Source organism: Alkalihalobacillus pseudalcaliphilus (assembly GCF_028610675.1).
Lineage (GTDB): Bacteria > Bacillota > Bacilli > Bacillales > Bacillaceae_D > Alkalihalobacillus > Alkalihalobacillus pseudalcaliphilus.
The window spans coordinates 319,823-343,378 of the sequence record NZ_JAQQWS010000002.1; the positions used below are offsets into that span (position 1 = coordinate 319,823).

23 protein-coding genes are annotated in these 23,556 nt (G+C 39.7%); 4 read left to right on the forward strand and 19 right to left on the reverse strand.

What is annotated here, in order from left to right; all coding sequences use genetic code 11:
* The 4 genes from PQ479_RS08155 to PQ479_RS08170 form a co-directional block, all read right to left on the reverse strand.
* Positions 1 to 4,618, reverse strand: a 4,618-nt coding sequence (locus PQ479_RS08155) for a Cna B-type domain-containing protein (protein ID WP_273716916.1), incomplete at its 3' end; no start/stop codon positions are given.
* Positions 4,619 to 4,927: 309 nt separating this feature from the next.
* Complete coding sequence (locus PQ479_RS08160; protein WP_047986709.1) at positions 4,928 to 5,701, reverse strand: ABC transporter permease; 774 nt, start codon at positions 5,699 to 5,701, stop codon at positions 4,928 to 4,930.
* Positions 5,694 to 6,635, reverse strand: coding sequence for a daunorubicin/doxorubicin resistance ABC transporter ATP-binding protein DrrA (locus tag PQ479_RS08165; protein ID WP_047986708.1), 942 nt, complete (start codon positions 6,633 to 6,635; stop codon positions 5,694 to 5,696). Before PQ479_RS08165 ends, PQ479_RS08160 begins: the two co-directional genes overlap by 8 nt.
* A 381-nt stretch (positions 6,636 to 7,016) precedes the next feature.
* Complete coding sequence (locus PQ479_RS08170) at positions 7,017 to 7,619, reverse strand: TetR/AcrR family transcriptional regulator (RefSeq protein ID WP_047986707.1); 603 nt, start codon at positions 7,617 to 7,619, stop codon at positions 7,017 to 7,019.
* 63 nt (positions 7,620 to 7,682) lie between these two features.
* Between PQ479_RS08170 and PQ479_RS08175 the strand changes: the two genes are divergently transcribed.
* On the forward strand, positions 7,683 to 7,826 hold the full coding sequence (locus PQ479_RS08175) for a hypothetical protein (protein WP_273716918.1): 144 nt from the start codon (positions 7,683 to 7,685) through the stop codon (positions 7,824 to 7,826).
* Here the strand turns inward: PQ479_RS08175 and PQ479_RS08180 are convergent.
* The 7 genes from PQ479_RS08180 to PQ479_RS08210 form a co-directional block, all read right to left on the reverse strand.
* Positions 7,806 to 8,225 carry an SDR family NAD(P)-dependent oxidoreductase gene (locus PQ479_RS08180; RefSeq protein WP_047987030.1) on the reverse strand — a complete coding sequence of 140 codons (420 nt, stop codon included), beginning with the start codon at positions 8,223 to 8,225 and terminating at the stop codon, positions 7,806 to 7,808. The two genes, PQ479_RS08175 and PQ479_RS08180, sit on opposite strands and share 21 nt — an antisense overlap.
* A 313-nt stretch (positions 8,226 to 8,538) precedes the next feature.
* Entirely contained in the window at positions 8,539 to 9,882 is a 1,344-nt protein-coding gene (locus tag PQ479_RS08185) for a GntP family permease (protein WP_047986706.1), read from the reverse strand.
* Between the two features lie 81 nt (positions 9,883 to 9,963).
* Entirely contained in the window at positions 9,964 to 11,160 is a 1,197-nt protein-coding gene (gene rhmD, locus PQ479_RS08190; RefSeq protein ID WP_273716919.1) for an L-rhamnonate dehydratase, read from the reverse strand.
* Positions 11,161 to 11,164: 4 nt separating this feature from the next.
* Positions 11,165 to 12,196 (reverse strand): zinc-dependent alcohol dehydrogenase, encoded by a 1,032-nt coding sequence (locus tag PQ479_RS08195; RefSeq protein ID WP_047986704.1) that lies wholly within the window; start codon positions 12,194 to 12,196, stop codon positions 11,165 to 11,167.
* 11 nt (positions 12,197 to 12,207) lie between these two features.
* Entirely contained in the window at positions 12,208 to 13,092 is an 885-nt protein-coding gene (locus PQ479_RS08200; protein WP_047986703.1) for a fumarylacetoacetate hydrolase family protein, read from the reverse strand.
* Positions 13,093 to 13,110: 18 nt separating this feature from the next.
* On the reverse strand, positions 13,111 to 13,866 hold the full coding sequence (locus PQ479_RS08205) for an IclR family transcriptional regulator (RefSeq protein WP_047986702.1): 756 nt from the start codon (positions 13,864 to 13,866) through the stop codon (positions 13,111 to 13,113).
* 675 nt (positions 13,867 to 14,541) lie between these two features.
* Positions 14,542 to 15,300, reverse strand: coding sequence for an SDR family NAD(P)-dependent oxidoreductase (locus tag PQ479_RS08210; protein WP_047986701.1), 759 nt, complete (start codon positions 15,298 to 15,300; stop codon positions 14,542 to 14,544).
* 138 nt (positions 15,301 to 15,438) lie between these two features.
* Here PQ479_RS08210 and PQ479_RS08215 point away from each other — a divergent pair, with 138 nt between their 5' ends.
* From PQ479_RS08215 to PQ479_RS08225, 3 genes are all read left to right on the forward strand, one after another.
* Positions 15,439 to 15,855 carry an RrF2 family transcriptional regulator gene (locus PQ479_RS08215; RefSeq protein ID WP_053070249.1) on the forward strand — a complete coding sequence of 139 codons (417 nt, stop codon included), beginning with the start codon at positions 15,439 to 15,441 and terminating at the stop codon, positions 15,853 to 15,855.
* 130 nt (positions 15,856 to 15,985) lie between these two features.
* A complete protein-coding gene (locus tag PQ479_RS08220; RefSeq protein WP_047986700.1) occupies positions 15,986 to 16,252 on the forward strand; it encodes a DUF3006 domain-containing protein in 267 nt (88 codons plus the stop codon).
* A gap of 207 nt (positions 16,253 to 16,459) precedes the next feature.
* A complete protein-coding gene (locus PQ479_RS08225) occupies positions 16,460 to 17,104 on the forward strand; it encodes an SRPBCC domain-containing protein (protein WP_047986699.1) in 645 nt (214 codons plus the stop codon).
* A 124-nt stretch (positions 17,105 to 17,228) separates the two neighbouring features.
* Here PQ479_RS08225 and PQ479_RS08230 read toward each other — a convergent pair whose 3' ends face one another.
* The 8 genes from PQ479_RS08230 to PQ479_RS08265 all read right to left on the reverse strand — a co-directional run bounded on the left by PQ479_RS08230 (position 17,229) and on the right by PQ479_RS08265 (position 23,009).
* Entirely contained in the window at positions 17,229 to 18,491 is a 1,263-nt protein-coding gene (locus tag PQ479_RS08230; RefSeq protein ID WP_047986698.1) for an MFS transporter, read from the reverse strand.
* 77 nt (positions 18,492 to 18,568) lie between these two features.
* Positions 18,569 to 19,168: a TetR/AcrR family transcriptional regulator gene (locus tag PQ479_RS08235; RefSeq protein WP_047986697.1), complete on the reverse strand. Its 600-nt coding sequence runs from the start codon at positions 19,166 to 19,168 to the stop codon at positions 18,569 to 18,571.
* 189 nt (positions 19,169 to 19,357) lie between these two features.
* Positions 19,358 to 20,140, reverse strand: coding sequence for a sulfite exporter TauE/SafE family protein (locus PQ479_RS08240; protein WP_047986696.1), 783 nt, complete (start codon positions 20,138 to 20,140; stop codon positions 19,358 to 19,360).
* 58 nt (positions 20,141 to 20,198) lie between these two features.
* Positions 20,199 to 20,429 (reverse strand): sulfurtransferase TusA family protein, encoded by a 231-nt coding sequence (locus PQ479_RS08245; protein WP_047986695.1) that lies wholly within the window; start codon positions 20,427 to 20,429, stop codon positions 20,199 to 20,201.
* A gap of 32 nt (positions 20,430 to 20,461) precedes the next feature.
* Entirely contained in the window at positions 20,462 to 21,589 is a 1,128-nt protein-coding gene (locus PQ479_RS08250) for an MBL fold metallo-hydrolase (protein WP_047986694.1), read from the reverse strand.
* Complete coding sequence (locus PQ479_RS08255; protein ID WP_273716920.1) at positions 21,586 to 22,155, reverse strand: sulfurtransferase TusA family protein; 570 nt, start codon at positions 22,153 to 22,155, stop codon at positions 21,586 to 21,588. Before PQ479_RS08255 ends, PQ479_RS08250 begins: the two co-directional genes overlap by 4 nt.
* A gap of 21 nt (positions 22,156 to 22,176) precedes the next feature.
* Complete coding sequence (locus PQ479_RS08260; RefSeq protein WP_047986693.1) at positions 22,177 to 22,656, reverse strand: DsrE/DsrF/DrsH-like family protein; 480 nt, start codon at positions 22,654 to 22,656, stop codon at positions 22,177 to 22,179.
* Between the two features lie 92 nt (positions 22,657 to 22,748).
* Positions 22,749 to 23,009, reverse strand: a complete 261-nt coding sequence (locus tag PQ479_RS08265) for a metal-sensitive transcriptional regulator (RefSeq protein WP_047986692.1) — start codon at positions 23,007 to 23,009, stop codon at positions 22,749 to 22,751.
* Positions 23,010 to 23,556 lie beyond the last annotated feature (547 nt).

Below are 23,556 nucleotides of genomic sequence, written 5' to 3' on the forward strand. Positions count from 1 at the left end.
TTCCTTCCACATCGACAGTTCCTACACGTAGATTCGTAATGTCATAACCGTGTATCGTGGTTTCATAACCTTCCACCAGTTCTTCTTCAATCGTGTACGTATATGCCTGACCTTCTTCATCATACGCTTCGGCATCCTCAAAGGTATAACTCCATCCCTCTGCTTCTGTGATCTCGACTTCGTCTATACGCTCACCGTTTTGAAGCAAGTAGACGGTAATTGCTTCTGGGCGGTCAGCTGCTTCGCCATCTAACCATGCCTTCGTGACGGGGATAGAGATTTGTTCGGAACGAATATTTGTCACCGTAAACGTATCATCCAACTGGATAATCGTATTTTTGTACCCGTCCATAATTTCCTCTACTACTTCATATGGTAATTCATGTCCATCGATATCCGTTTTATCAACAGCCGTAAAAGTCGCTTTCCAATCATTTCCTTCATCCAATTGAATGGTCTCAATCGTCTGACCATGTAGCCTTAATGACACAGTCGCAGATGTCTCCATCGCACCCTTCCAAACCTTCTCTACATTAAACGCCACTTTTTCTGGCACAAATGTATTTGTTAACTCAAAGGTACTGTCTTCTCTTGTCACACTGGCTGAATATTGAGCGAGCTCTTCTTCAACGATTGTATACGCTAGCTCATTTAAAAATTGGTCTGTTTTATTAACTGGCTGGAATGTGGCTTTCCAGTCATTCTCTTCAGTCAACGTCACAGACTCGATTTCATCCTCTTCTAACATGAGGGAAACTCTAACCGATTCTGCTCGTTTCCCAATCCAACTTTTTTCTACATTCCATGTGATTTGCTCAGGAATATACGTATTAGTTACGGTAAATGAATGTCCATCCTGTGTAATCACACTCTCATATTGAGGAATTTCCACTTCTTCAACTACATAGGTGAGTGGTTCACCATATTCATCAAATTCATTTACATCTTGATAAATATACTTCCAGTCATTACTATTATTTAATAACGCAGTTTCTACAATTTCATCATTTAGCATTAAATGCACAGTCGCCGATTCCTGTGCTACCCCGTCCCAAGCCTTTTCAACATCAAAGCGAATCATCCCTGGTTCAACTGGACCTCTTTCATTTTCAACGGTAACCTCTTGCAGGCCTAACTCAGGATTTACTCGATCTTTAAGAAGGGTAAACCTAATCTCACCAGGGTTCAGATAACCCGGAAGTGGTACTTCTTTGAGAATATAATTTCCCTCTGCAATGGCAAATCCAATATCCCACCTGCCCTCTGTATCGGTCGTACCGCTAATAAGTGCTCGATTGGGGTTATTTGCATTATATAATGTAAATGTAACACCTTCTAAAGGAATACCTGATTCCTCATCTGTTTTTACTACATTAAATTTTACTTTTGTTGCTGAGCCTTGGTTGCCATGATAAAAATTAGCTAAAGCAAAACCTGATTGACCTCGATCTCCCTCTGTACTCCAATAAGACATCGTTACATCATTTTTTAGCTCTGCACCATTCTCCCCTAAAAAGTACGTATCATATACAATAAGATATGCTTTATCTATCACTTCTTGGTTAAAGGTCAACTCAAAACTTCCATTTTGGTTATCAACATAGAGGGTATAAAAATCAGGATCAACAACGGTAGTCGATTCCGTAGGTGTATGACCTGTACCCGTTAACGTCACCTCATAGACCTTAAATGAATCCTCTACATACATTTGATTCGGATTACCTTCAGCATCCTTACCAACGATGTCTGTAATGACAATATCCTTTAATAATGATTGGCCATAGTTTACTTTCAGCGCCCATTCAATACTTCTAGAATTACTTGGGAAATTAGGGTCTCTTACTCCCTTTTCAATGCGGTGCTCTGTATAGGCGACAGTGACCGTTTCTTCCCACTCAGCAATCAAAACATTTTCGTTAAAAAGCTGTGCTTCGTTTGTAACTTTTACATGACCTGGTGTCATAGCAAAGGTAAGATCGGCATCTTCGGTTGTATACGTAATTCGATACGCCTCATTAATTTCACCTAATGTCACTCTTATTTCATGTTCCTCGGTGGCCTCATTCTCTACTTGTTCTTGATCTCCAATCCCGACAACCGACCCATCAGGCATAATTTCTAGTTTTTGCTTATAAACCGCCAATACCTTTTGCGATTCTGGAAGTGTATCGATAAATACCGCTTCACTTAAAGTATTTAAATTATAATTAAGAACAACTTCCCAATAAAAAGATTTTGTCTCGTAATTATAGTGACCATTTTTAAAACCACTTTTTCTTTGCTCGTCACTTACCGTGACAGAGCTCGTATCTGTTGGGTTACTTGGTAGGCCAGACTCGGTAATGCTCACTTCATTATGATAATTTCGCTCGTTCGTACCAACATCACGAATATCGTAATCGGTCGTATAAGTAATCGCAATCGGTTCGCTCACTGCTTCTAGCAATTTAATTTGGAACCCATCTTTAGGATTAGCTTTTGGAATTAGTTCAAAATAATCAAAATCAATTCCACCAACCGTTATCTTTAATGTATCCTCTTTCAACGTCAGGTTTTGATGTGTAAATACATCATCAATTACTGTATTAGCAGCAAGTGTATATCCTGCCTGGTTGGCACGTATTTGCCAAATGATTGTTTTATCCTGATAATTAATTCCTTCATTCCATTTATTAATCATATAGTTATTTTTGGTATATGTTGCCGTATCTGTTACTGATTTCCCTGTATCTTCACGGATGATTGTATTTGCGACACGCATTGTATCTGTAATAAAGGAGCCAGCGTCAGGTTTTGTATGATAACGAATAATGAACGGTTCACTCACATCTTCATTAAATTCTAATGTAAAACCTGTAGAGGTTAAATGAATGTCGTAACGACTTGAATCGACCGCTGTGCTACCATCTTCTTCATACACTTTAATACTCTCAATTCCATCAACTAATTCATGCTTTGCAGACTGGTCTTCATCACGATGGCTTCCCCCAGTAACGATCCAATCATCGGTAAGAATAGCCTTATCCTGCGGAATCTCTCGGTTATTAAAATTGTAACGAATCGTCCATTCCGTTGTTAAGTCAGCATTGATATTATGAGTCTTTGTTAATGGATCTCCATACTGTGAACGCACAGTTTCGCTAACTGTTGCTCCGTTCACATTCGCTTCATTCAAGAATTCAGCCCAATTTTCATCACCGGGATCTGTGATCTCCGTTTTATATCGAATCTCATAAGCCTTCTTCGGATTATTAGGTAACTCTAGTGACAACGATTCATGATCGGCTGCGATATCTGGTACTATAGCAATCATTTCCCCAAGTGTCGTCTCACCAGTAGGTAACACGATGATTTCTTGTATCTCAATTGAATCGCTGACGATTCGATGATTATCGCCTTGTAATTCATCGATAAAATGAAGGATCTCACGAGTATCACCTAAATGCGTATTGACTCGAACCGTCCAATCGATTTCCTTACTATTTACACCTTCGTTATCAGGTGTCCCTACTTTTGTTATAGCTGTACCACCCTTGGGCTTAAATGTTAAAGTAAGTGTATCGCCACCTGGTAAAGCGACTTCCTCAACCCAATCCTTACCTTGTGCGGTTAATGTCGCCCCTATGTCAAAGTACGAACCTGGGTCAATGGCAACACCTTGCCCTAATTCATCACGAATTTGTTCATTAAATGTAACCACCAATTGATGGTGTTCATTTATCGATAATGTCCCTAAATCACCAAATTGCACACCGTTTGGAAAAGCTATATTTGCAAATACATCTGGCAGTGGCAACGTTAACGTAGTATTTGGTCCATAGTTATGTCCTGCTGGTAAATCTAATTGAAAACTTAATGATACGGCGTCACCGTCTCCGGCGATCGCTTCATTTTCTACTTCAACATTATTAATCTTAAAGGTCACTTGATGAATCACGTCTTCACTCATGACCGAATCATACGTATCCGAAGCAGCAAATTGTTGCACAGATGAATCTGATTTTTTTTCGCTTACTTGCTTTTCATCAGTTACGTCATCTTTGGCAGTATTCGGGTTATGTTGACCTAAGTCTGTGGTTTCTTCCTCTACTTCCTCAGACTTTGCCGATTCCTCTGCTTTCACATCGATATCACTTTTTGCTTCCTCTTCGATTTCTTGGCTTTGCTCTAAGTCATCTTGGGCCTGTGTTACACCTTGTACTTTTGCCTCTAAGATAAAGTGTCCAGACTCACTGACCATTTCCTCTTGTGCTGTCAGCGTAATAGAAATTATACCGTTTTCTGATACTTCATATTGTCCTAACAGCAATTCCCCTGTTGCATTTGTTAATGTGTCCTTCCTCTCCGTTACCCTTAGTTGCTCCGGTAACTGAAAGCTTTCTTCATGACCATTCTCCAAATCAAGTCCATCTGTTGACCAATTCATTTGAACGCTCACTTGCCCTTGCTCAGTTGTTCCTAAATCTACCGACTGACCATACTCATCGACCAAAATCATATCATCAATGAACGTTTCCCCTTGACCTTCAGCTGATATGATTATCGGCTGAATATATGTAGCCACGGTTTGAAAAATAAGCAAAAAAATTAACGTCATACTTAACTTCCGACTACCCATCTCTCTCCACCTTCCTTTTTATATAAGTACACTAATGACAATTAAACTATATCGACCTATACAAATTCTGTACAAAAAGTGGTAAGACATAGGTAATTATTTTTTATATAGGAAATCATGTGAATTTTTTATGAAAATAAAACTTTACAACATAAAAAAAGAAGCTCTTCCCGTCTCCTTCTCTCCCAGCTACTCATATATATCATTTTTATTTTTCCAACCAATTCAAACACAAAAATTATTAACCTAGCTCAGGTATTCATCTCCCAAGCTAGGCTAGTATAATTATAAATTTAGAGACGAATCCCTTTATTCACTCCTCCTCCTACGAAACAACAACGAAGCCACCGCCACCGAAACAATCAGCAATCCACCAAACCAAACCGCACTTAACCAAAGGTTGTTCTCAATCGGTGTGCCAATTAATTGACCTCGTAATGTTTCAATTAGCGGCGTCATCGGTTGATGCTCGGCAAAGGCATGCAGCCATGTTGGCATCGTTTCGGTCGGGACAAAGGCACTACTGAGATAAGGTAGGAATAACATCGGGAATGTGAAGGCACTCGCCGTTTCGATGCTTTTTGTAAGCAAACCGAGAACGACAAATAACCAGTTAATAGAAAGCATATACAGAGTTAGCACGCCAATAACACCAAGCCATTCTATCAGACCCGCCTCAGGACGAAAGCCAATGAGTAGGGCTACACCAAATACAACCGTCGTAGCAAGGACGTTACGAATATACCCACCAATCACATGGCCAACCATAAGCGAAGATGGCTGCAGAGGCATACTGCGAAATCGCTCAAACAAACCGCCACTCATATCCTTTGTCACACTAACGGCAATTAACGAGCTTCCAAAGCCCGCACAAGTAATGATTACCCCTGGCACGACATAGTTCACATAATCGGTACCCGTTTGAATCGCCCCACCAAATACATAGACAAACATTAACATCACCACTACCGGCAAACCTATCGCCATTAATAATGATTCCGCTTCTCGGAAAATATGCTTCAAGCTGCGCTGCGACATCGTCCACCCATCACGGATCGCCCATAACCATTTTGCCTCACCCATTCGCTACCATCTCCTTTTTTGGTTGATTCGTCATTGTCATAAACACATCATCTAGCGTTGGTTTTCGAATATTGACCGCATCAGGTTCTATCCCATTTTCATACAACCTATTTAAAAGCTCTCGCAGCTGCTGAGGCGAACTCATAGGTACAGAAATTTTTCGTTCTTCATGATTCGATTGACCAGAGAGATAGCCTTGTGCTTGAAGATAACTATCCAAGTCCTTAAAAGTAAGCTCCACCGTCTCTTCACCAATGACACTCTTCAGTTGCTCAGCTGTTCCTTCTTTAACAATTTTACCTTGATCAATAATGGCAATTTTATTTGCAAGCTGATCAGCCTCTTCTAAATATTGTGTCGTCAAAAAAATCGTCACGCCCTGATCCGCAAGCGACTTAATAATTGCCCACATCGTACGGCGACTACGCGGATCCAAACCGGTTGTTGGCTCATCTAAAAAAATCACCTCAGGCGAAGCTAGTAAACTAATCGCAATATCGAGCCTACGCCTCATTCCCCCCGAATACGTCTTCACCTTCCTTTTAGCCGCTTCCTTCAAATCAAAATCCGTCAGCAGCTCTGCTGTTCTTTTCGCCACAGCCTTTTTATCAAGATGATTTAACCTGCCCATCATTAAAAGGTTTTCCTCACCCGTCAATAATTCATCCACCGCCGCATACTGCCCGGTTAAACTAATCCGTTGCTTAACCGCAAATGCATCCTTCCTCGTATCGAACCCAGCAATTGTAGCTTTGCCCGAGTCTGCATGAATTAACGTCGATAAAATCCGCACCATTGTCGTTTTACCAGCCCCATTTTCACCTAACAAAGCAAAAATTGAACCCCGCTTCACCTCAAAACTTAAACCATCCAATACTTGCTGCTTGCCATACGCCTTCTTCACATCCTGAACAGATATAATCATCTCCCGCATAAAATAAAAGCCTCCTTTTTATTTTTTGATTGATTTATTCAGTCAATATAAAACTAAAAAATATTTTTTTATTGATTGATTTTGTCAGTCAATAATAAAACAAGAATCAAGCATTTGTCAATACCCTGGTAACTTGGCTTTTTAGGCAGCAATAAAAGCCACACTTATACTTATGCAGACCATGCAGAAAAATGTTCCAAAAAAATAAGCGGATACTGTGAGGAAGACAAAAAAATCAGCTTAGACCTCCTCCCACCTTCCGCAGTCCTAGGTGTATATCGTCCAGCCCCCTATACTATACTCCCTGACATGCGTTCAACAAACAATCTAATGTTCTTAATTGGCCGTTATTTTGGGCATTTAACTGACCGGCCCACACATTTATCGTGTCGTAATCATTCTCAATAAAATTGATACCTTCTCATCAATACTATCCTTCCACCACACTGGTTCATCAGCCATGATACTAGAAACGACCGTTAGAAAGATAGCGACTAATTCTTCGGGGTCACCATCAATAATCACTCCGGTTTGTTGCCCTTCTATAAAAATCGGGATAAAAAACTCAATATAAACATAGCCAACATTTTTATATAAATCACGAATATGTTGGGGCACATCGTCACTATGCTCTAAATGCTGAATCACACGAAAAACATGATTACTACCAGATGTCAGAGCAAACTTCGTAAACGTATGGATTTTCTCAATAATCGAAAGGTCGTTATTCTCGTTCAGCCCTTGCAGAAATTGCTCCGTCTCCCCCAAAGCAACCGCCCACTCCAAGCTCCCAAACAACACATCATCCTTCGACTGAAAATAATGATAAACCAAACCATGACTAATACCCGCCTCTTTGGCAATCGTACTAATCTTCGTCAGCTTAATCCCATTCTCCGCAAATACCTTCAGCGCAGCCTTCATAATCTGTTCCTTACGTTCCTCACGAATCGACTCTAACTGAGCATCACTAAAACGAGGCATCGTCACCTTCTCCTTTACCAAATCATTCATGATAATCATAACAGATTTTGGGGTGGGAGAGAAATGGGGAATATAGTTATGGAGAAGTATGTATATATTATTTGTATTAGATTAAAAATTATCATTGTTTATGATACGGTTCACCGCTTTAAAGCCCGCGATCGAGGAAACACTAATGATAGTGCCTTACTTCGCCTCCACCATTAATTGACCGAATTCTCTTGACATATAAAAAGCACCGTCTAAGTTAATCGCGATCATTTTTCTCCACTCGTCATCGGAGGTCTCTAAGGCCTTCGCATCATTAGCTGCCCCAGCGTTATTGACTAAAATATCTAACTTGCCGTACTTCTCCTTCACATAAGAAACCACTTCTTGAATACTTTCACTATCAAGGATGTTTACTTTTAAACTATCTACATTTAATCCTTTTTCTGCAAGCTGCTCAGCACTTTTCTTAACTCCCTCTTCATTAATATCTGTGAGAATAACGGTTGCCCCAAGTGTTGCTAGCTGTTTGGATATCGCTGTGCCCATACCACCTGCTGCTCCTGTTACTAACGCCACCTTATCATTTAATTGAAATACGTTTAATGCTTTATCCATGAGATCAGCTCCTTTTATTTATCTAACCTAAAAGGGCTTTTTGTGTGCTTGTTTCTGTTTATCCTAATCACTTCAACAACCCTTCTATTTCATGCCCTTTCCTGACAAAGCTCTTATTACTTAGTCATTAATACCTTAGTTAGATAATCGATTATATAATTACTATTTCTTATTGATATATAATTAAACAAAAAGACATTAGTGTTCCATAAAAATAAGGTGAATACCAAATTTAAAATGGCGTCCACCTAGGGTATTATTAATCATTGAAATAAGTTTACGACTTATGTTTTTTTATGTTTGAAATCGACATCTAAAAGATAAAGGAACCAAGTATTGCAAAGGAGAATGCGACTATACCAGCAATGGCTTCTGTTGTGGTATATGTTTTAATTCCTCCTTGTACACTAAACCCAGCAATTTTTGTCGTAATCCAAAATCCACTATCATTGACATGACCTAACATTAATCCACCTGAAAGAGATGCCATCGCTACCCATAGCGGGTGAATATCCACGTTAGTTACAACTCCAGCCATAATCGTCATCGTTGTAATTCCGGCAACGGTACCTGAGCCAGTGACGGTTCTAAACATAATTCCCATAAAGAAAGCAATAAACAAGACAGTAAGAGATGATTGAGCATCACTCACAAATATACTTAGTATCGCTTGATCAATACCCGTATTTTGGATAATCGCACCAAAGGCTCCACCGGCACCGGTAATAAGTAAAACAACCCCGGCTGCTTGCATGGCTTGGGAAGAGGATAAATCTCTTTGATCTTTATTTAAGGATTTGGAAGCGATTACATAAGCGACCAAGGCACCTACTAATAAGGCAATAATTCGGTCACTGATAAACGGAACAATGGCTGGTGGATTCACAAAAATAACGTTTCCAACAGAACCAATAAGAATAAAGATACTCGGTAATATGATAGGAATTAATGAAATCCATGCAGAGGGTGCGTTGTCTGGTACTTCCATATTGCCGTATGGATTTTCAATGGTCGGATCTTCATCCGTTTCTTTTTTCCAAAAGCCTCGATCAAGAATCATAAAGTAAATCTTTGTTGTGATTAGAGTGGAGATGCTTCCGATTAATACCCCGCCCAGAATCATTAGTCCTAAATCAAAATTTAGAATCGTTGCAGCGGCTAAAGGATTCGGTGTTGGTGGAACAAGTGTATGTGATAACGCAGCTCCTATAATAATTGCTCCGACTGTATAAGGGAGAGGCTTATTCATTTTTTTACCTATTTGAATCGCTAATGGTACAAGAATGAGGAAGGCTACATCAAAGAAAACTGGTATCGCAAGAATAAAGGAAGCAAGAGCCAATGAATAAAGAGCCATCTTTTCAGATGCTCGCTTCAATATTGCAACGGCAATCGAATGAGCTCCACCCGAATCAGATATGAGCTTTCCTAAAATTACACCCAGACCAATAGGAATCCCTAAGCTTGCCATTAATCCGCCAAACCCATCTGCAATCGTCTCAAGTGTCTCATTAAGTCCTAGTCCTGAAGCTATTCCCATGAATAAACAGGCGATAATAAGGGAAATGGCTACGTTCATTTTAATGAGAATGATTAAGGACAACATGATAACCAATGCTAATACAAGAAAAAGAAGTAACATAACATCGCTATTCATTATAAAGCTCCTCTCACCTTTGAGTTTGTTTTATTTTTTCTCTGGTTCCTTAGTTAGAATACGGGTGTTTTACCACCCGAATTAAAAGACCTCTACTCCCTTTTTTATCTCTTGTAAAACGGCATTTTCGTTTAGCTCAACTCCAAATCCTGGTTTCTCACTTAATCTCACTTTTCCATTCACTGGAATTATTTCTTCTTTTAATAATGGGTAAAATTGAGGAACAACGCGGTCTGCTTCTGGACTCATCATTATATATTCAGCAAAGGGACTATTTGTTTTTGTCATTACATAATGGTAGCTATACACGCCACTTCCATGAGGAACGACGTATTTACCATGGCTTTCCGCTAAATTCCCAATTTTAATTAGTTCCGTTAATCCTCCGCACCAAGAAACATCGGGTTGAAGGATATCAATGTCACAAAATTCGATCAGCATTCTAAAGCCATACCTTGAGGCGTCATGTTCACCGCCACTTACCATAATCTTATTATCTGCTCTTCTCTTAAGCTCTTTATAAGACCAATAGTCTTCTGGATTAAAGCACTCTTCAACCCACTTGAACCCTAATTCTGTCGAACGGTCCATCAATTTTTGAGCATAAGGAAGATCTAAAGCCACCCAACAGTCCCACATTAGCCAAAAATCATTTCCAACTCTTTCTCTCATCAAAGCAGCTTTTTCCATATTTTTAGAAAGACCTTCTTCTCCATCGATTTGTCCATACTGTAAAGGCATTTTGCCACCAATGAACCCCATCTCTTTAGCAAGATCTGGTCTAGGACCAGTTGCATAACAAGGTTGTTCATCTCTTACAAGTCCGCCAATCATGCTGTAAATTGGCTCTTTCCTTATTTTCCCTAATACATCCCATAATGCTAAATCAACAGCAGAAATCGCATTCATAACAAGACCTTTTCGGCCATAATACATCGTAGCTCGGTACATTTGGTCCCACATCTTTTCGATATTCTCAACAGGCTGCCCGATTATAAATCGCTCTAAATGGTTTGCCACAACCCAAGCGGCTGGATATCCGCCCGTTGAAATACCAATACCGACTTCACCTTTAGTTGTTTCAACTTCCACAACTAAGGTTTTTAATAAGTTTATTCCAAAGCTTGTTCTCGTTTGTTTGTATTCTGGATAAATGCTCATAGGTGTTGCTATTTCATTGACAATCCAATGTTCCTGACCTTGGTCATGGTAATCACCACCGCCACCACCAACGACATAGGCTCTAACAGCTGTAATATATTGGCCAGTTGCTCCCATCTGATCACTTCCCATCATCAATTTTTATAAAAATCTTACCATTATCCACTTTTCCATTAACTAAATCTAAAAAAGCGTCATTTCCTTCTTCCATCGTCCGAACCTCTGTCCATCCTTCATGTGTTATTATTCCTTCTTTCAATAGGTTAACAGCTTCTAAAAAGTCGTTCTTTGTATAACAAAATGACCCTAATAGTGTTATTTCATTTCTGATCATGCTATTGACTGTTAATTGACTTTCATCCACACCAAGTCCAATATTCATAATAACTCCACCAGGATTAATGATTCGTTCTGCTTGCTTTCTTGTTGAATCAAAACCAACAGCATCAATCACCATATCAATGCCATTTTGATTAGTGACTTCTCGGATTCGAGCATCGACTGTACCTTGCGATGGATTCAAAGTATAAATGAGACCAATACGATTTGCTGTTTCTAGCCTCTCTTCATTTATATCTGCCATGATAATATGTTGGGCACCAAGATGTTTGGCAACTAGGCCGCATAATAAACCGATAGTTCCAGCACCATAAATGAATACGCTCTCATTATTACCTGCATCGAAAGCTCTTTTGACAGCTCGATATGCACAAGCTAATGGTTCAGCAAGGGCGGCTTGATATAAATTAAAATCATCAGATAATACATGGATATTTTTTGCTGGTACAACGACAAATTCGGCAAAAGCCCCCTGACGATGAATCCCGATAATTTCTCGTTTTGTACATATATTTTCTAATCCGCGTTGACAGGAGCGACAGTTTCCACATCCGATTAATGGATTTACGACCACTTTTTCACCTTTTTTGATGTCTGCAACGTTACTTCCAGTCTCAGCGACAATCCCACTAAACTCATGACCCATAATAAGAGGTGGTTTCCTTAAACTATTATGGCCAAGGTAGCCCTCGATTTCTGAACCACATATCCCTACCACTTCGACTTGAATTAAGACTTCTTCTTCCTTTGGCTGGGGAAGAGGATGATTTTCTAATTCGATATTTTCTGGACCATTCCATGATAAAACTTTCATACTATCCCCTCCTATAAAATTTGATTTTTTAATCTTCCTACGGATTCAATTTCAATCGTGCACACATCTCCTTTTTTTAGGAAGACTTGTGGGTCACGGAATACGCCAACCCCGTGTGGTGTTCCTGTTGCGATAATATCGCCCGGTTCAAATGTAAAGCTTTTGGATAAATAGGAAATAATATAAGGAATATCAAAGATTAAATGTTTTGTATTAGAGTCTTGTAGAGTTTCTCCATTTAATAAGAGCTTAATATCTAAATCATGCGGATTCTCAATTTCGTCTTTTGAAACAATTGAAGGTCCAAACGGAGCGAATGTATCAAAGGATTTCCCCCTAACCCACTGGACATCAGCAAATTGTACATCCCTGGCACTGACATCATTAAGAATGCTATAACCAAAAATATGATCAAAAACTTGCTCTTCGGCTATATTTTTTCCTTTCTTTCCAATTACAACTACTAATTCAGCTTCGTAATCAACCTGTTCAGATTCATCTGGTAGTGTGATAGTATCGTTGTCCCCAATCAAGCAACTCGCCCATTTAGAGAAAATCATTGGTTTTTTGGGTGGTTCAACATTTTGCTCAATACAGTGATCCATATAGTTATTGCCTACACAAACGATTTTTCCTGGTTCTTTAAAAGGTGCTTCAAACTTTATATCCTCTTTTCTAAAAAAAGGAATGGTATCTTTTGAATGATTATAAATCGACCTAATTTGTTCCTCCTGTTCTTCTTTTATCATTTCTAATAGAGTAATATTTTCTGTGAGCGATATTTCTTCTGTTTTTTTATACTGTTCTATTAGGTGTTTAACCGAGAGAACATGATCTCCATCTAAAATTCCAAATAGGTCTTTGTCTGTTTTAGTACTAAACGTTACAAATTTCATAATAATTGCTCCTTCCTATTAAGTATTTTCATATAGTGATAAGACTTTAGCTAACTTTTGAATCTCTTGTGTTGCTAAGCCCTTTTTTTCTTTCCAGCTAGATGCAAGCATTGTAAAACTAACGGCGGCTGTGATTTCATTACGACTATCGTAAATAGGTGCTGCTACACAATAAAACCCTTTTGCTCCTTCTTCTTCATCTGTAATGTATCCTTGCTGTTTTGCTTTCTTTAACTCTTCCCACAGCTCATCAATATTGCTGATAGTAGAAGGTGTTTTTTTCTCAAAGGTTGTTTCAGTTAATACCTCTTTAAGCTGGTCATAGTCATATTGAGAAAGGAGGACTTTGCCAAGCCCTGAAGCATAGGCAGGGAATCGATTACCTGGGTCGGTTACTAATCGAACTGGTGAACTTCCTTCTTCTCGTGCCATATAATAAACCTCATCACCTATAAGTCTACCTAGCTGGATGTGTTCATCTACGATTGTTACCACTCTTTTAGCTTCTGCAAGAAAGGCATCTAATATATCAAATTGATGTAAATAAAGCGTACCTATTGTTCCGAAAAATGGACCTAGTGTATACGTTTCTTTTTCTGTTTTCCGTAACCAACTTAAATGTTCAAGTGTATTCAGTAAAGAATAAATAGAGCTTTTACTAATCTCAAGTTCTTGAGATAAGTCAATTAATCTAAACTTACCAGGGTACCTAGCCACTAAATGAATGATTTCGTTAGCTCTAGATATAGCTGGAACCCAATATTTAGGTTTCATGATTTTTACCACCCTCATTTCAATAGGTTCATTATATTGAACCAAGTTTAAAATACAAAACCACTTAACTGAAATGATATTATAATTAATTTCAGATTGTCAATAATAATCTGAAATTTTTAATTTTAATTTTAAAGACACTTAAACAAATCCCCTCCCTTATTTAATGGAAGTGACTATCATAAATGACAGAATCTCATTTCTTCATGCTGTTGATGAAATGCTATTCATACATCACATTTTTAGCCTTGGACCAAGCACATCCAAAAAGAGGACAATTCAAATAAGCCCACGAAGCGTGGGCTTAAATTCATCCGTTGCTAATATTCTTTGTATTTACCGTTATGAGACTTTGGAACGAATGACAGATGATGCATGATGACTGCTTTTTCTCTATGGATTGCTTAAAAACGACTTCGTTCACAAGGTAAAAAGCTTTTCTCTTCCTAATCAGACCAAGGTATTATCGGACGAAATAGTCTTTCTTGGCACCACGCAAAATCGAAAATGTCTTCCTTCTCCTCAAGAGTGTTCATATCAAATGCAATTAATAAGTAATAGCTCTTTTTTAAGGAGTTTCTAAACAGCAGAATTTATACTTACATATTAATAAAACTCTAATCCTGACTATTTAATACCATCCATATTTCTAATCAGTTATTTGCTACTCACTAACTACTTCGAACTCCACCCACCATCAATAATTAACTCTTCTCCTGTGACGAATTTTGACTCGTCGGATGCTAAGTATAAATAGCCATTTGCAATATCTAATGCTTCCCCAGCAAATGGTGGTAAAGGAATCGTGCCTTCGAATGCTTTTCCTAATACTTCACGTGATGTTACACCGTGTCGTTCTGCTGCACCTGTTAAAATTGCACCCGGGTAAATGGAGTTTACGCGAATATTGTCTTTAGCAAAGTTAATGGCTGCATGTTTGGATAAGGCTCTTACCCCACCTTTAGCCGCCGCATAGGCAGCTGCACCGTTATCTGCACTACCAATAATAGCTGCAAGTGAAACACAGTTTATAATTGAACCGCTTCCATTTTCCTGCATATATGGAATAACTTTTTGCATTCCTAGGAATACAGAAGTTAAGTTTAAATTAATAGTACGGTTCCAACCATTTAATGTTTCCTCTAATAATGTTTTATGGAACGATACTCCAGCGTTATTAACTAAGACATCCACTTTACCAAATGCCTCTTTTGCCTTAACGATTACTTGTTCCCAATGCTCTTCTGACGTAACATCTAATTCAGCACAAATCACTTCGCCTTCAATGAATGCTGTTACTTCTTTTAATTGCTCAACGGCGATATCTGTCGCAACTACTTTTGCTCCTTCTTTTGCAAATAGTTTAACAGCTGCCAAACCCATCCCTGAAGCTGCCCCGGTAATAATTGCTACTTTATTTTCTAAACGTGCCAAAACATAACCCCCTCGAATTATTTAATTGTGATTTTTTGTCACAATTAAAATTTAACAAATCATCTCACTATGCGTCAACTACTCTGCTTTTATTTACGGCATCGCCTTGATAAAATAGAATCGATAGGAAGTGAATACATGGATAATTTCTTACAATTAAGTTACTTAGGCAAAACCCACTTCATAGTTGCCATTAAATCATTAACTCTATTAGTAAATGCAGATGAACTAGTAACAAGCAACACTTTAACAGAACGGTTAGGGATAGAATCGAGCTTCATTCGAAAAGTATTAGCTAAATTAATGCAAGAAAATATTGTCGAGGGCTTTGGTGGACGTTACGGTGGATATAAATTGATAGTGAATCCCGAAAAAACCACCTTATATGATATATATGTGGCGATTGCCAAAGACGCACATCCAAAAGATGAAGAGAAAGCACTCGATTCGATGGACCACATGATTATTGAAATTGTACTAGAATCACAAGCAAAAATAAAAGAAATCTTGAGTAAATACTCCATCTCTGACCTTATTAACGGGAAACACATGTAGTTCTTTACTATGAGCTCTCCATTCATAATTACTTCATCAAAAGCTCAGGTTGTTCGGCTCTGCTCGCATTACCTATATTGAACAACAAGGGATTATTTGTTTTAATGAACAAAACGGAGGCGATGTTGAGATGGAAACAAAAGCGGTATTAGATCGTATTGAAGACCAGAAGTTCGCTGTTCTATTAGTCGGAGAAAAGGAAGAAGAAATGATCATTCCAAAGGAACAATTACCAACAGGCTCTAAGGAAGGCATGTGGTTTTCTATCTCCATCGTTGATGACCAGATCGAACAAATTCGTATTGATGAGCAAGTTACTGAGGCGAGAAAAGATGCGATTAGTCAGAAGATGGCTTTATTGAAGAAGAGAAAGACTAGTAAGTTTAAGAGAGATTAGGGGTTTTACACGCAAGAACCGTGCCTGGTGTTGGTATGGTTTTTTTCTAACCAAAATTATGGCACTAGCGGTGTTAAGGTATTCACTTAAAACATACAAACAATGGAGTCGAAAGATGGTTTCTATCACTTTATCCCAAACTTGACTTCCCTCTATCACTTCCATAAAATCACATCATAAACATCGACTTTTAAAGGAGTGAATCAAATGAAGGGGATTAACTTAACCAGCTCTCTTCACACAGTCAAACGCACGGTAACAGTAGCGGAAAAGGAAGGCAAAAATGTTCGTCACGTAACGTTAGAGCGTTCCTTTAAGACAACGGCGGACGAGCTTTGGGATGCGGTGACAAATCCGAAGCGTTTAGTACATTATTTGGGTTCGGTTAGTGGGCAATTGGCGTTAGGTGGTCGTTTTCAGATTGAAAGTAATGCGGAGGGTACAGTGACAAAATGTATTCAACCGCAAACTTTTGCGACAACATGGGAGTTTGCCGGCGGAGTCAGCTGGATTGAGGTTCAGATTACAGCAGAGGGTGAGGTCGAAGCGACATTACGTTTGACCCATATATGCCCGGTGGATAACCATTGGCAGAAGTTTGGCCCTGGTGCTGGTGGGGTCGGGTGGGATTTGGTCCTGCTTGGTTTAGAAGCCCATCTTTCCGATCCAAGCTTTACTTCTCAAGCTGGTGAAGCTTTGTTAGCTACTGAGGAAGGCAAGGCTTTTATGATTGGTTCAAGTGAGGACTGGGGACAAGCAGCGATTGCAGCAGGTGAAGAACCCGGTCAAGCTGAAGTAGCAGCTAAGCGAACGACGGCTTTTTATACCGGTGGAGAAATGCCAGAAGACTAAAGATCTAAGTGATTGGACACAAGAAAAAGGAGCTGTTGAGCAAGGTTTTAACACCACCTTTTCTAACAGCTCCTCTTTTTATCCACATACCTTACCACAGACAACTAGTAATAGGTTTATCACATCAAACTACGTCCATCTGTTTGTTCGACTCTGATTCTTGGTGAGCGGTTAGCTTATTAAAAAGGAGTACACTTACTAGCCCCATTAGGCTGATAAGTCCAGTTAGTAAGATTGGTGAGAGCCAGCTACTCATCATCAAAAATACACCAGCCATACTAACTCCAGCTACGACTGCTATGGAATACAAAGCCATATACGTACTGCGGGCGTGGTCTGGGACTAGATTAGACAGCATTGCCTGTTGTGTAGGGATATAAATGATTTCTCCTATCGATACTATACACATTGCCAGTAATAGAAGGAGTGGAGTTGTGGCAATGCTGATCACACTATAACCAACAAAAAAGAGAGAAAGTCCTGTAAGGAGCGAGACTCGGTCATTATAATTCTTCAAGAATCTTATAATTAATAAGGTGAAGCAAACAACGATAATCGTATTTTCAGCCTTTAGAATACCAAGTAAAAGAATTCCATCAACATTTACTGAGACTAGTGGGCTTATTGGAACTGGCTCAGGAATAGTCGTAGAGAGTCGAACACCAATATAATTGGTTAATTGCTCCTCTACAGCAATAATCATAAAGCTCGCAAGTAAAAACACAGCAAAAAATCGCTCCTTCAAAATATGTAGGTACGCCTTAATGAAGCGAATGCGACTCGTCCTCCCGTGCTCCGTTGGTTTTACAGGTGGTGGAGGTTGATACGTTTCCTTAATAAATAGAAGTGTGATAAGCATAGTTACCATTGTCGTCACCGCAACACTGACTAACAAATAAAAGAGATATTCGAAAAAGAAAAAGGCACCAATCATACTGCCAATCGCCACACCAAGATTGCGGATCCAATAGGAATACGTATAAATGAGCTTCCTATCTTGAGGTAAGCTAACATCTATTACTAATGCCTGATAAATAGGGCTACTAACACCATTCCAAAATTGAATACCTACAAAAAAGAAGCAGGTCACATAAGGAAAGGTCCCCCAGCTATAATTGGACAATGCTGCACCCATGTAGCCCAAAGTGATACAGAGCTCCGCAACGACGATCAGCTTTTTTCGACCAATCTTATCTGATACATATCCACCAATCATGGACCCAAGGACATTTGAAGCCATCACACATAGGAAGAGAACACCTGTCACCGTACTCCCTAATTGCCCAGAAAAATAGATAATTAAGTACGGTATAACGGCCATTGAGGAAAGCGAGGAAATCAATTGCAGAGCTAGACGAATACGTATAGTTGGGTGAAAGTTTTTCATAGATAGGCTCCTTTTTTGTTGAAGAATTTAAAATGATTGATTAATCAATCATTATTTGAGTAAAAAAAGTGAACCTATTAACGAATAGGTCCAAAAATAGCTATAGTGGCTAAGGCAAACTCTTCCCATATATCACTATATCTACGATCGGTTGAATTTAAGCGCATACCGATTAAAAGGCTCGTGTATAAAGTTGCTACAATTAGAGGATCTTGTTTGATTAACAACCCTTTTTGTTGACCATTTTCAATTAAACGACTGACCTTGCCTCTGAACTGATTATGAAATTGGTCCAAAGATTCAAAGGTATCCAAGAATCGCTCATGCTGTCCAATCACTTGAACGACTAACTGCAAATAGTGATTCATTCCTGAGAATATCGACATGTGATGCTTAATCATCTTTTCTAACTCCACTAAAGGTTCTTCTGCCGCCTCATCAAATTCTAACACTTGGTTTGAGAAATCCTCTAAAGGCTCTACAACAACGGTGTGAAAAAGCTCTTCCTTATCCTTGAAATACGTAAAAACACTACCAAAGCTAATCCCGGCAGAAGCTGAAACCTTCTTAATCGTTGTCCCCTCATACCCTTCTGTCGCGAAAAGATACGTAGCAGCCTCCATGATGCTTTTTCTCTTTCTTTTCATTTTTTCAATCTGCTGTTCTGAAAGTGGCATCAACAATCCCTCCATTACGATTGATTAATCAATCATTTGTTATTATCATAAAGTTAACTTTCTTTTTTGTAAAGAGTTTATTGTCCAGCTTATTGAGCGGTTTCTTGTTCTTTACCTTAAAAGTTCCGATTCATTTATTTCCTTTTATACAGAAAAAGGGAGTATTTGGCTCCCTTTTTTGAAATTCCTTTATCCTACCAACAAATCAACCCAAACCTGAACCGCAGTTGCTAAAATCAGTACGGCAAGCATCGCCTTTAATAGCCTCGTATTCATTCTTTGTCCCAGCTTTGCACCGAGTGGTGATGCGATGAGGCTAGCGATAATCATCACAGCTGCTGGTCCATAGAGTACTTGATCCGTTGCTACTTTTCCAGCAGCGGAACCGATTGATGAGAGAAATGTGACGGCGAGTGATGTCGCAATTGTGACCCGTGTAGGTAATCGAAGCACCGTGAGCATGATTGGTACTAATAAAAACGATCCTGCCGCCCCGACAATGCCTGAGGCAATTCCAACGATAAAGGATAAGCCCGAGGCTAGTCCACGGTGGAAGGAAAGCTTTTCGACTGGCTGGTCAGGTCGTTGTTTCTTTGGTAAAAACATGAGAACAGCGGCAATCGTCGCAAGTCCTGCATAGACGACATTAACAGAGCTTTCCGGAAAATAACTAGATGCAAAGGCACCGATAAAGCTTCCGATTAAAATGCTAGATCCCATATATAGAATTAATCGCATATGCAAATAGCCTGTCCCACGGTAGGCCCAAGCCCCCGCTATTGTAGCAAAAAATACTTGGACGGCACTAATTCCTGATACTTCATGGGCACTAAAAGCCGCAAAACCGAGGAAGGGCGGGATGAAGAGTAGCATCGGATATTTAATAATCGAGCCGCCCACCCCAACCATACCCGAAATAAATGAGCCGACAAAACCAATGAGGAATATCGTGATGACAAATAACATATCCATGTTGTTTTCTCCTTACTGATGAAGAAGGAGCAGCACTGTGCCCCTTCTAACTTGTGCCTTATTCACCTTTTTTAATATGGAAGGTAATCACACCATTTTCTTCCTTCGTTTGTAATAATTCATGTCCTGTTGATTGACTCCAGGCGTCAAAGTCTTTTAAAGCACCTTGGTCAGTAGCCTGCACTTCTAAAATTTCACCTGTATTTAAGCTTTTCATTTCCTTTTTTGTTTTCACAATCGGCATCGGACATGCCATTCCTTTTGCATCTAATACTTTCTTTACATTCATGTTGTTCTCTCCTTTAAAATCGTATCGTATGTTTATCGAACGGCACAGCGGTTTGGTCCAATTTCCATCTCGCGCTGTTCATCTTCACCTGGGCTTTTCTTACCCATATTGGTCTCGCGTATTTCTTGATAGGCATTTGGCTGTGGTGGTAGATTGCCTGTCACCATCGTACGGAACTCTTTTTCATCCTCTACATTCAGACCATGGTTTCTTTCAAATAATACACCTAGCTTTTCAGCGACACTTCCATCTTCATTTAATTCGTCTATTATCATAAAATGGGCAGGTAAAACGATTAACTCAGGCGAAAGCTCTTCATATGTTTCATACAGTGATTGTCTTAAATCACCAACCCAGTCCTCCGCTTTTCCTGCCAAATCAGGTCGACCTATTGAATCAATGAATAAAATATCACCGGATAACAAGAACGTATCATCGATGATAAAAGACGTTGAACCAATCGTATGTCCCGGTGTATACAACGCTTGGACCGTAATTTGTGTGGAACCTACTTGAAGTAGCCGACCGTCTTCCATCGCTTGATAGTCAAAAATTACTTCGTCGGCATCCCTTGGTGGCAGCCAGTAGCTCGCTCCTGTTTGCTCAGCCAGCGTCCGCCCCCCAGAAATATGATCGGCATGTAAATGCGTATCGAGGACGTTGGTCATCTTCACTCCTTTTTCTTGCGCGAGACGAATATACGCTTCCGTCATCCGAGAAGGGTCAATAATTGCTGCTTCCCCTCCAGATACAACCATATAGGATAAGCACCCTTTTCCAAGCCGGACAAACTGATATAATTCTCCATCATCACGTAAATCGGCTACTTTAATCGGCTCTAAATGTTCACTCCACGCTTTCATCCCTCCTACCAAATAAGAAACGTCAACGCCTTCCTCTGCCAGCATTTCCGCCACCATTATCGATGAGCCCTCCTTGGCACAGACAACTAAAATCGGTCGTTCACTCGGTAGCTCTGGTAATAGGTCTTCCACACCATCGAGCAGGTCAAAGTATGGGGTATTCAAGTATTGAAAGTTCGCCCCTTCTACTTTCCAATCGGCAAACGCATCCGTGTTTCGTACATCTAAAATAAATAATTTCTCTTTTTGAATCACCTTCTGTGCTAGTTCTTGTGCTGTTGTCGTTGTTACACTCATTTTATATTTCCTCTCCTTCTAGTCCATTGATTCATTCCAGGTAAAACATTAAAGACTTGGTTGTAGCCATGTGCGGCTAATTTTTGGGCAGCCATATCGCTACGATTGCCCGTTCGACAAATGACATAAATCGGTGTTTGTTTTTGTAACTCATTCATTCTTTCTTCTAACTCCCCAAATGGCATCGAGATTGCCTCAGGAATATGCTCGTTGTCAAACTCGTCCTTTTCACGTACATCGAGGATGGTAATGGCTTCGTTGTTTTTAATCAGTGTTTGTAACTCCTCATTTTTAACCGTGTGTGGGAAGGCCTGCTCTTCTTGTTTTAAACTAGCCGCTCGCACATAATGCTTCAGTGTATCGCCATCCTCTATTGTTCCTAGATACTCATGCCCTGCTTTTTTTGCCCATGCTTTCAAGTCCGCTGTTGATCCTTTGTCCGTTGCTTGGATTTCAACAACCTTTCCTGGCTCGAGGTCCTTCATCGCCTTTTTCGTACGGACGATCGGCATTGGACAGGCTAAACCCTTCGCATCAACGCGTACATCATGTTTCATTGTTTCCATCTCTTCCACTCCTTTTTTATTTTAGATGAATAAATTAACGTTTCCACCTTCGGCTTCCGCTAAATATGCGGCTACTCCAGCATATTGACTACTCTCTCTTAACTCTTCTTTTTGTAGCCCGAGTAAATCCATCGTCATCGTACAGGCAACTAGGTTAATGTCCTGTTCCTCTGCTAGCTCAATTAAATCGGCTAATGGCATCGCATTATGTTTTTTCATCACATTCTTAATGAGCTTCGGACCTACGCCAGCAAAGTTCATATTCGATAAACCCATCTTCTCTGCACCGCGCGGCATCATGTTTCCAAACATCTTCTCTAAAAAAGTTTTGTTCGCTTTAATCGGTTCGTCCTTTCGTAGCGCATTCAGTCCCCAAAACGTATGAAAAATCGTCACCTTATGGTCATAGGCAGCGGCCCCGTTAGCGATAATGTAAGCGGCCATCGCTTTATCGTAATCACCGCTAAATAAAATAATATTAGTAGTTTTTGTCTCACTCATGTTTGTAACTCCCCTTTTATACTTATACCCGTACAGGTATATGATTTGCTAAAAATTTTTTGCTAAGATAGAGATTGGTTCAATCTCCTATCTTAGCGGCTCTTAACGAGTAAGTTCACAGCTTGGTCGACGTATTCCTTTGTATCTTCGCCTTCCTCAATCGCTTTTTGTACACATTCAACGAGGTTTTCACTGACAATTAAACCCATCGTCCGGTCAATCGCCGTACGTGAAGCCGATAGCTGTGAAACAACATCGCGGCAATCTTGGCCTTCTTCCATCATTTTTAATACGCCACGAATTTGTCCTTCAATGCGTTTTAATCTATTTTTCATTTGGTCGTTATATTCCATGTTTTGTCCCGCCTCCTTTTGATTAGGTTATGAACCATATATTATACCCCTATAGGTATATAGTCAAGTTTTTGATTGACCCTATTTTTTCGTTTTTTATGTTTTATATGAAAGTTACTTAGGGGCAATGGGTTTTGCCTTGAAGTTAGCTCGTCATCCATCTCGCGATAAATGACCTTAGCAGGACAGTGCTCCCTGTTTATTCAGCCAGGCTCCTGATGGTGATCGAGTTGAATGAAGAGCCAACTGTTTAAGATGTCGCCACTATCCACGAAGAATAGTCTTTGTGCAGATACTACTTGGTTTGGCCTCCGTATCTGCACATTAACCCCCTCTTTGTATAGATACTACATGGTTTGGCCTCCGTATCTGCACATTAACCCCCTCTTTGTGTAGATACTACTTGGTTTGGCCTCCGTATCTGCACATTAACCCCCTCTTTGTGTAGATACTACTTGGTTTGGCCTCCGTATCTGCACATTAACCCTCTCTTTGTGTAGATACTACTTGGTTTGGCTTCCCTATCTGCACATTATCTCTCTCTTTG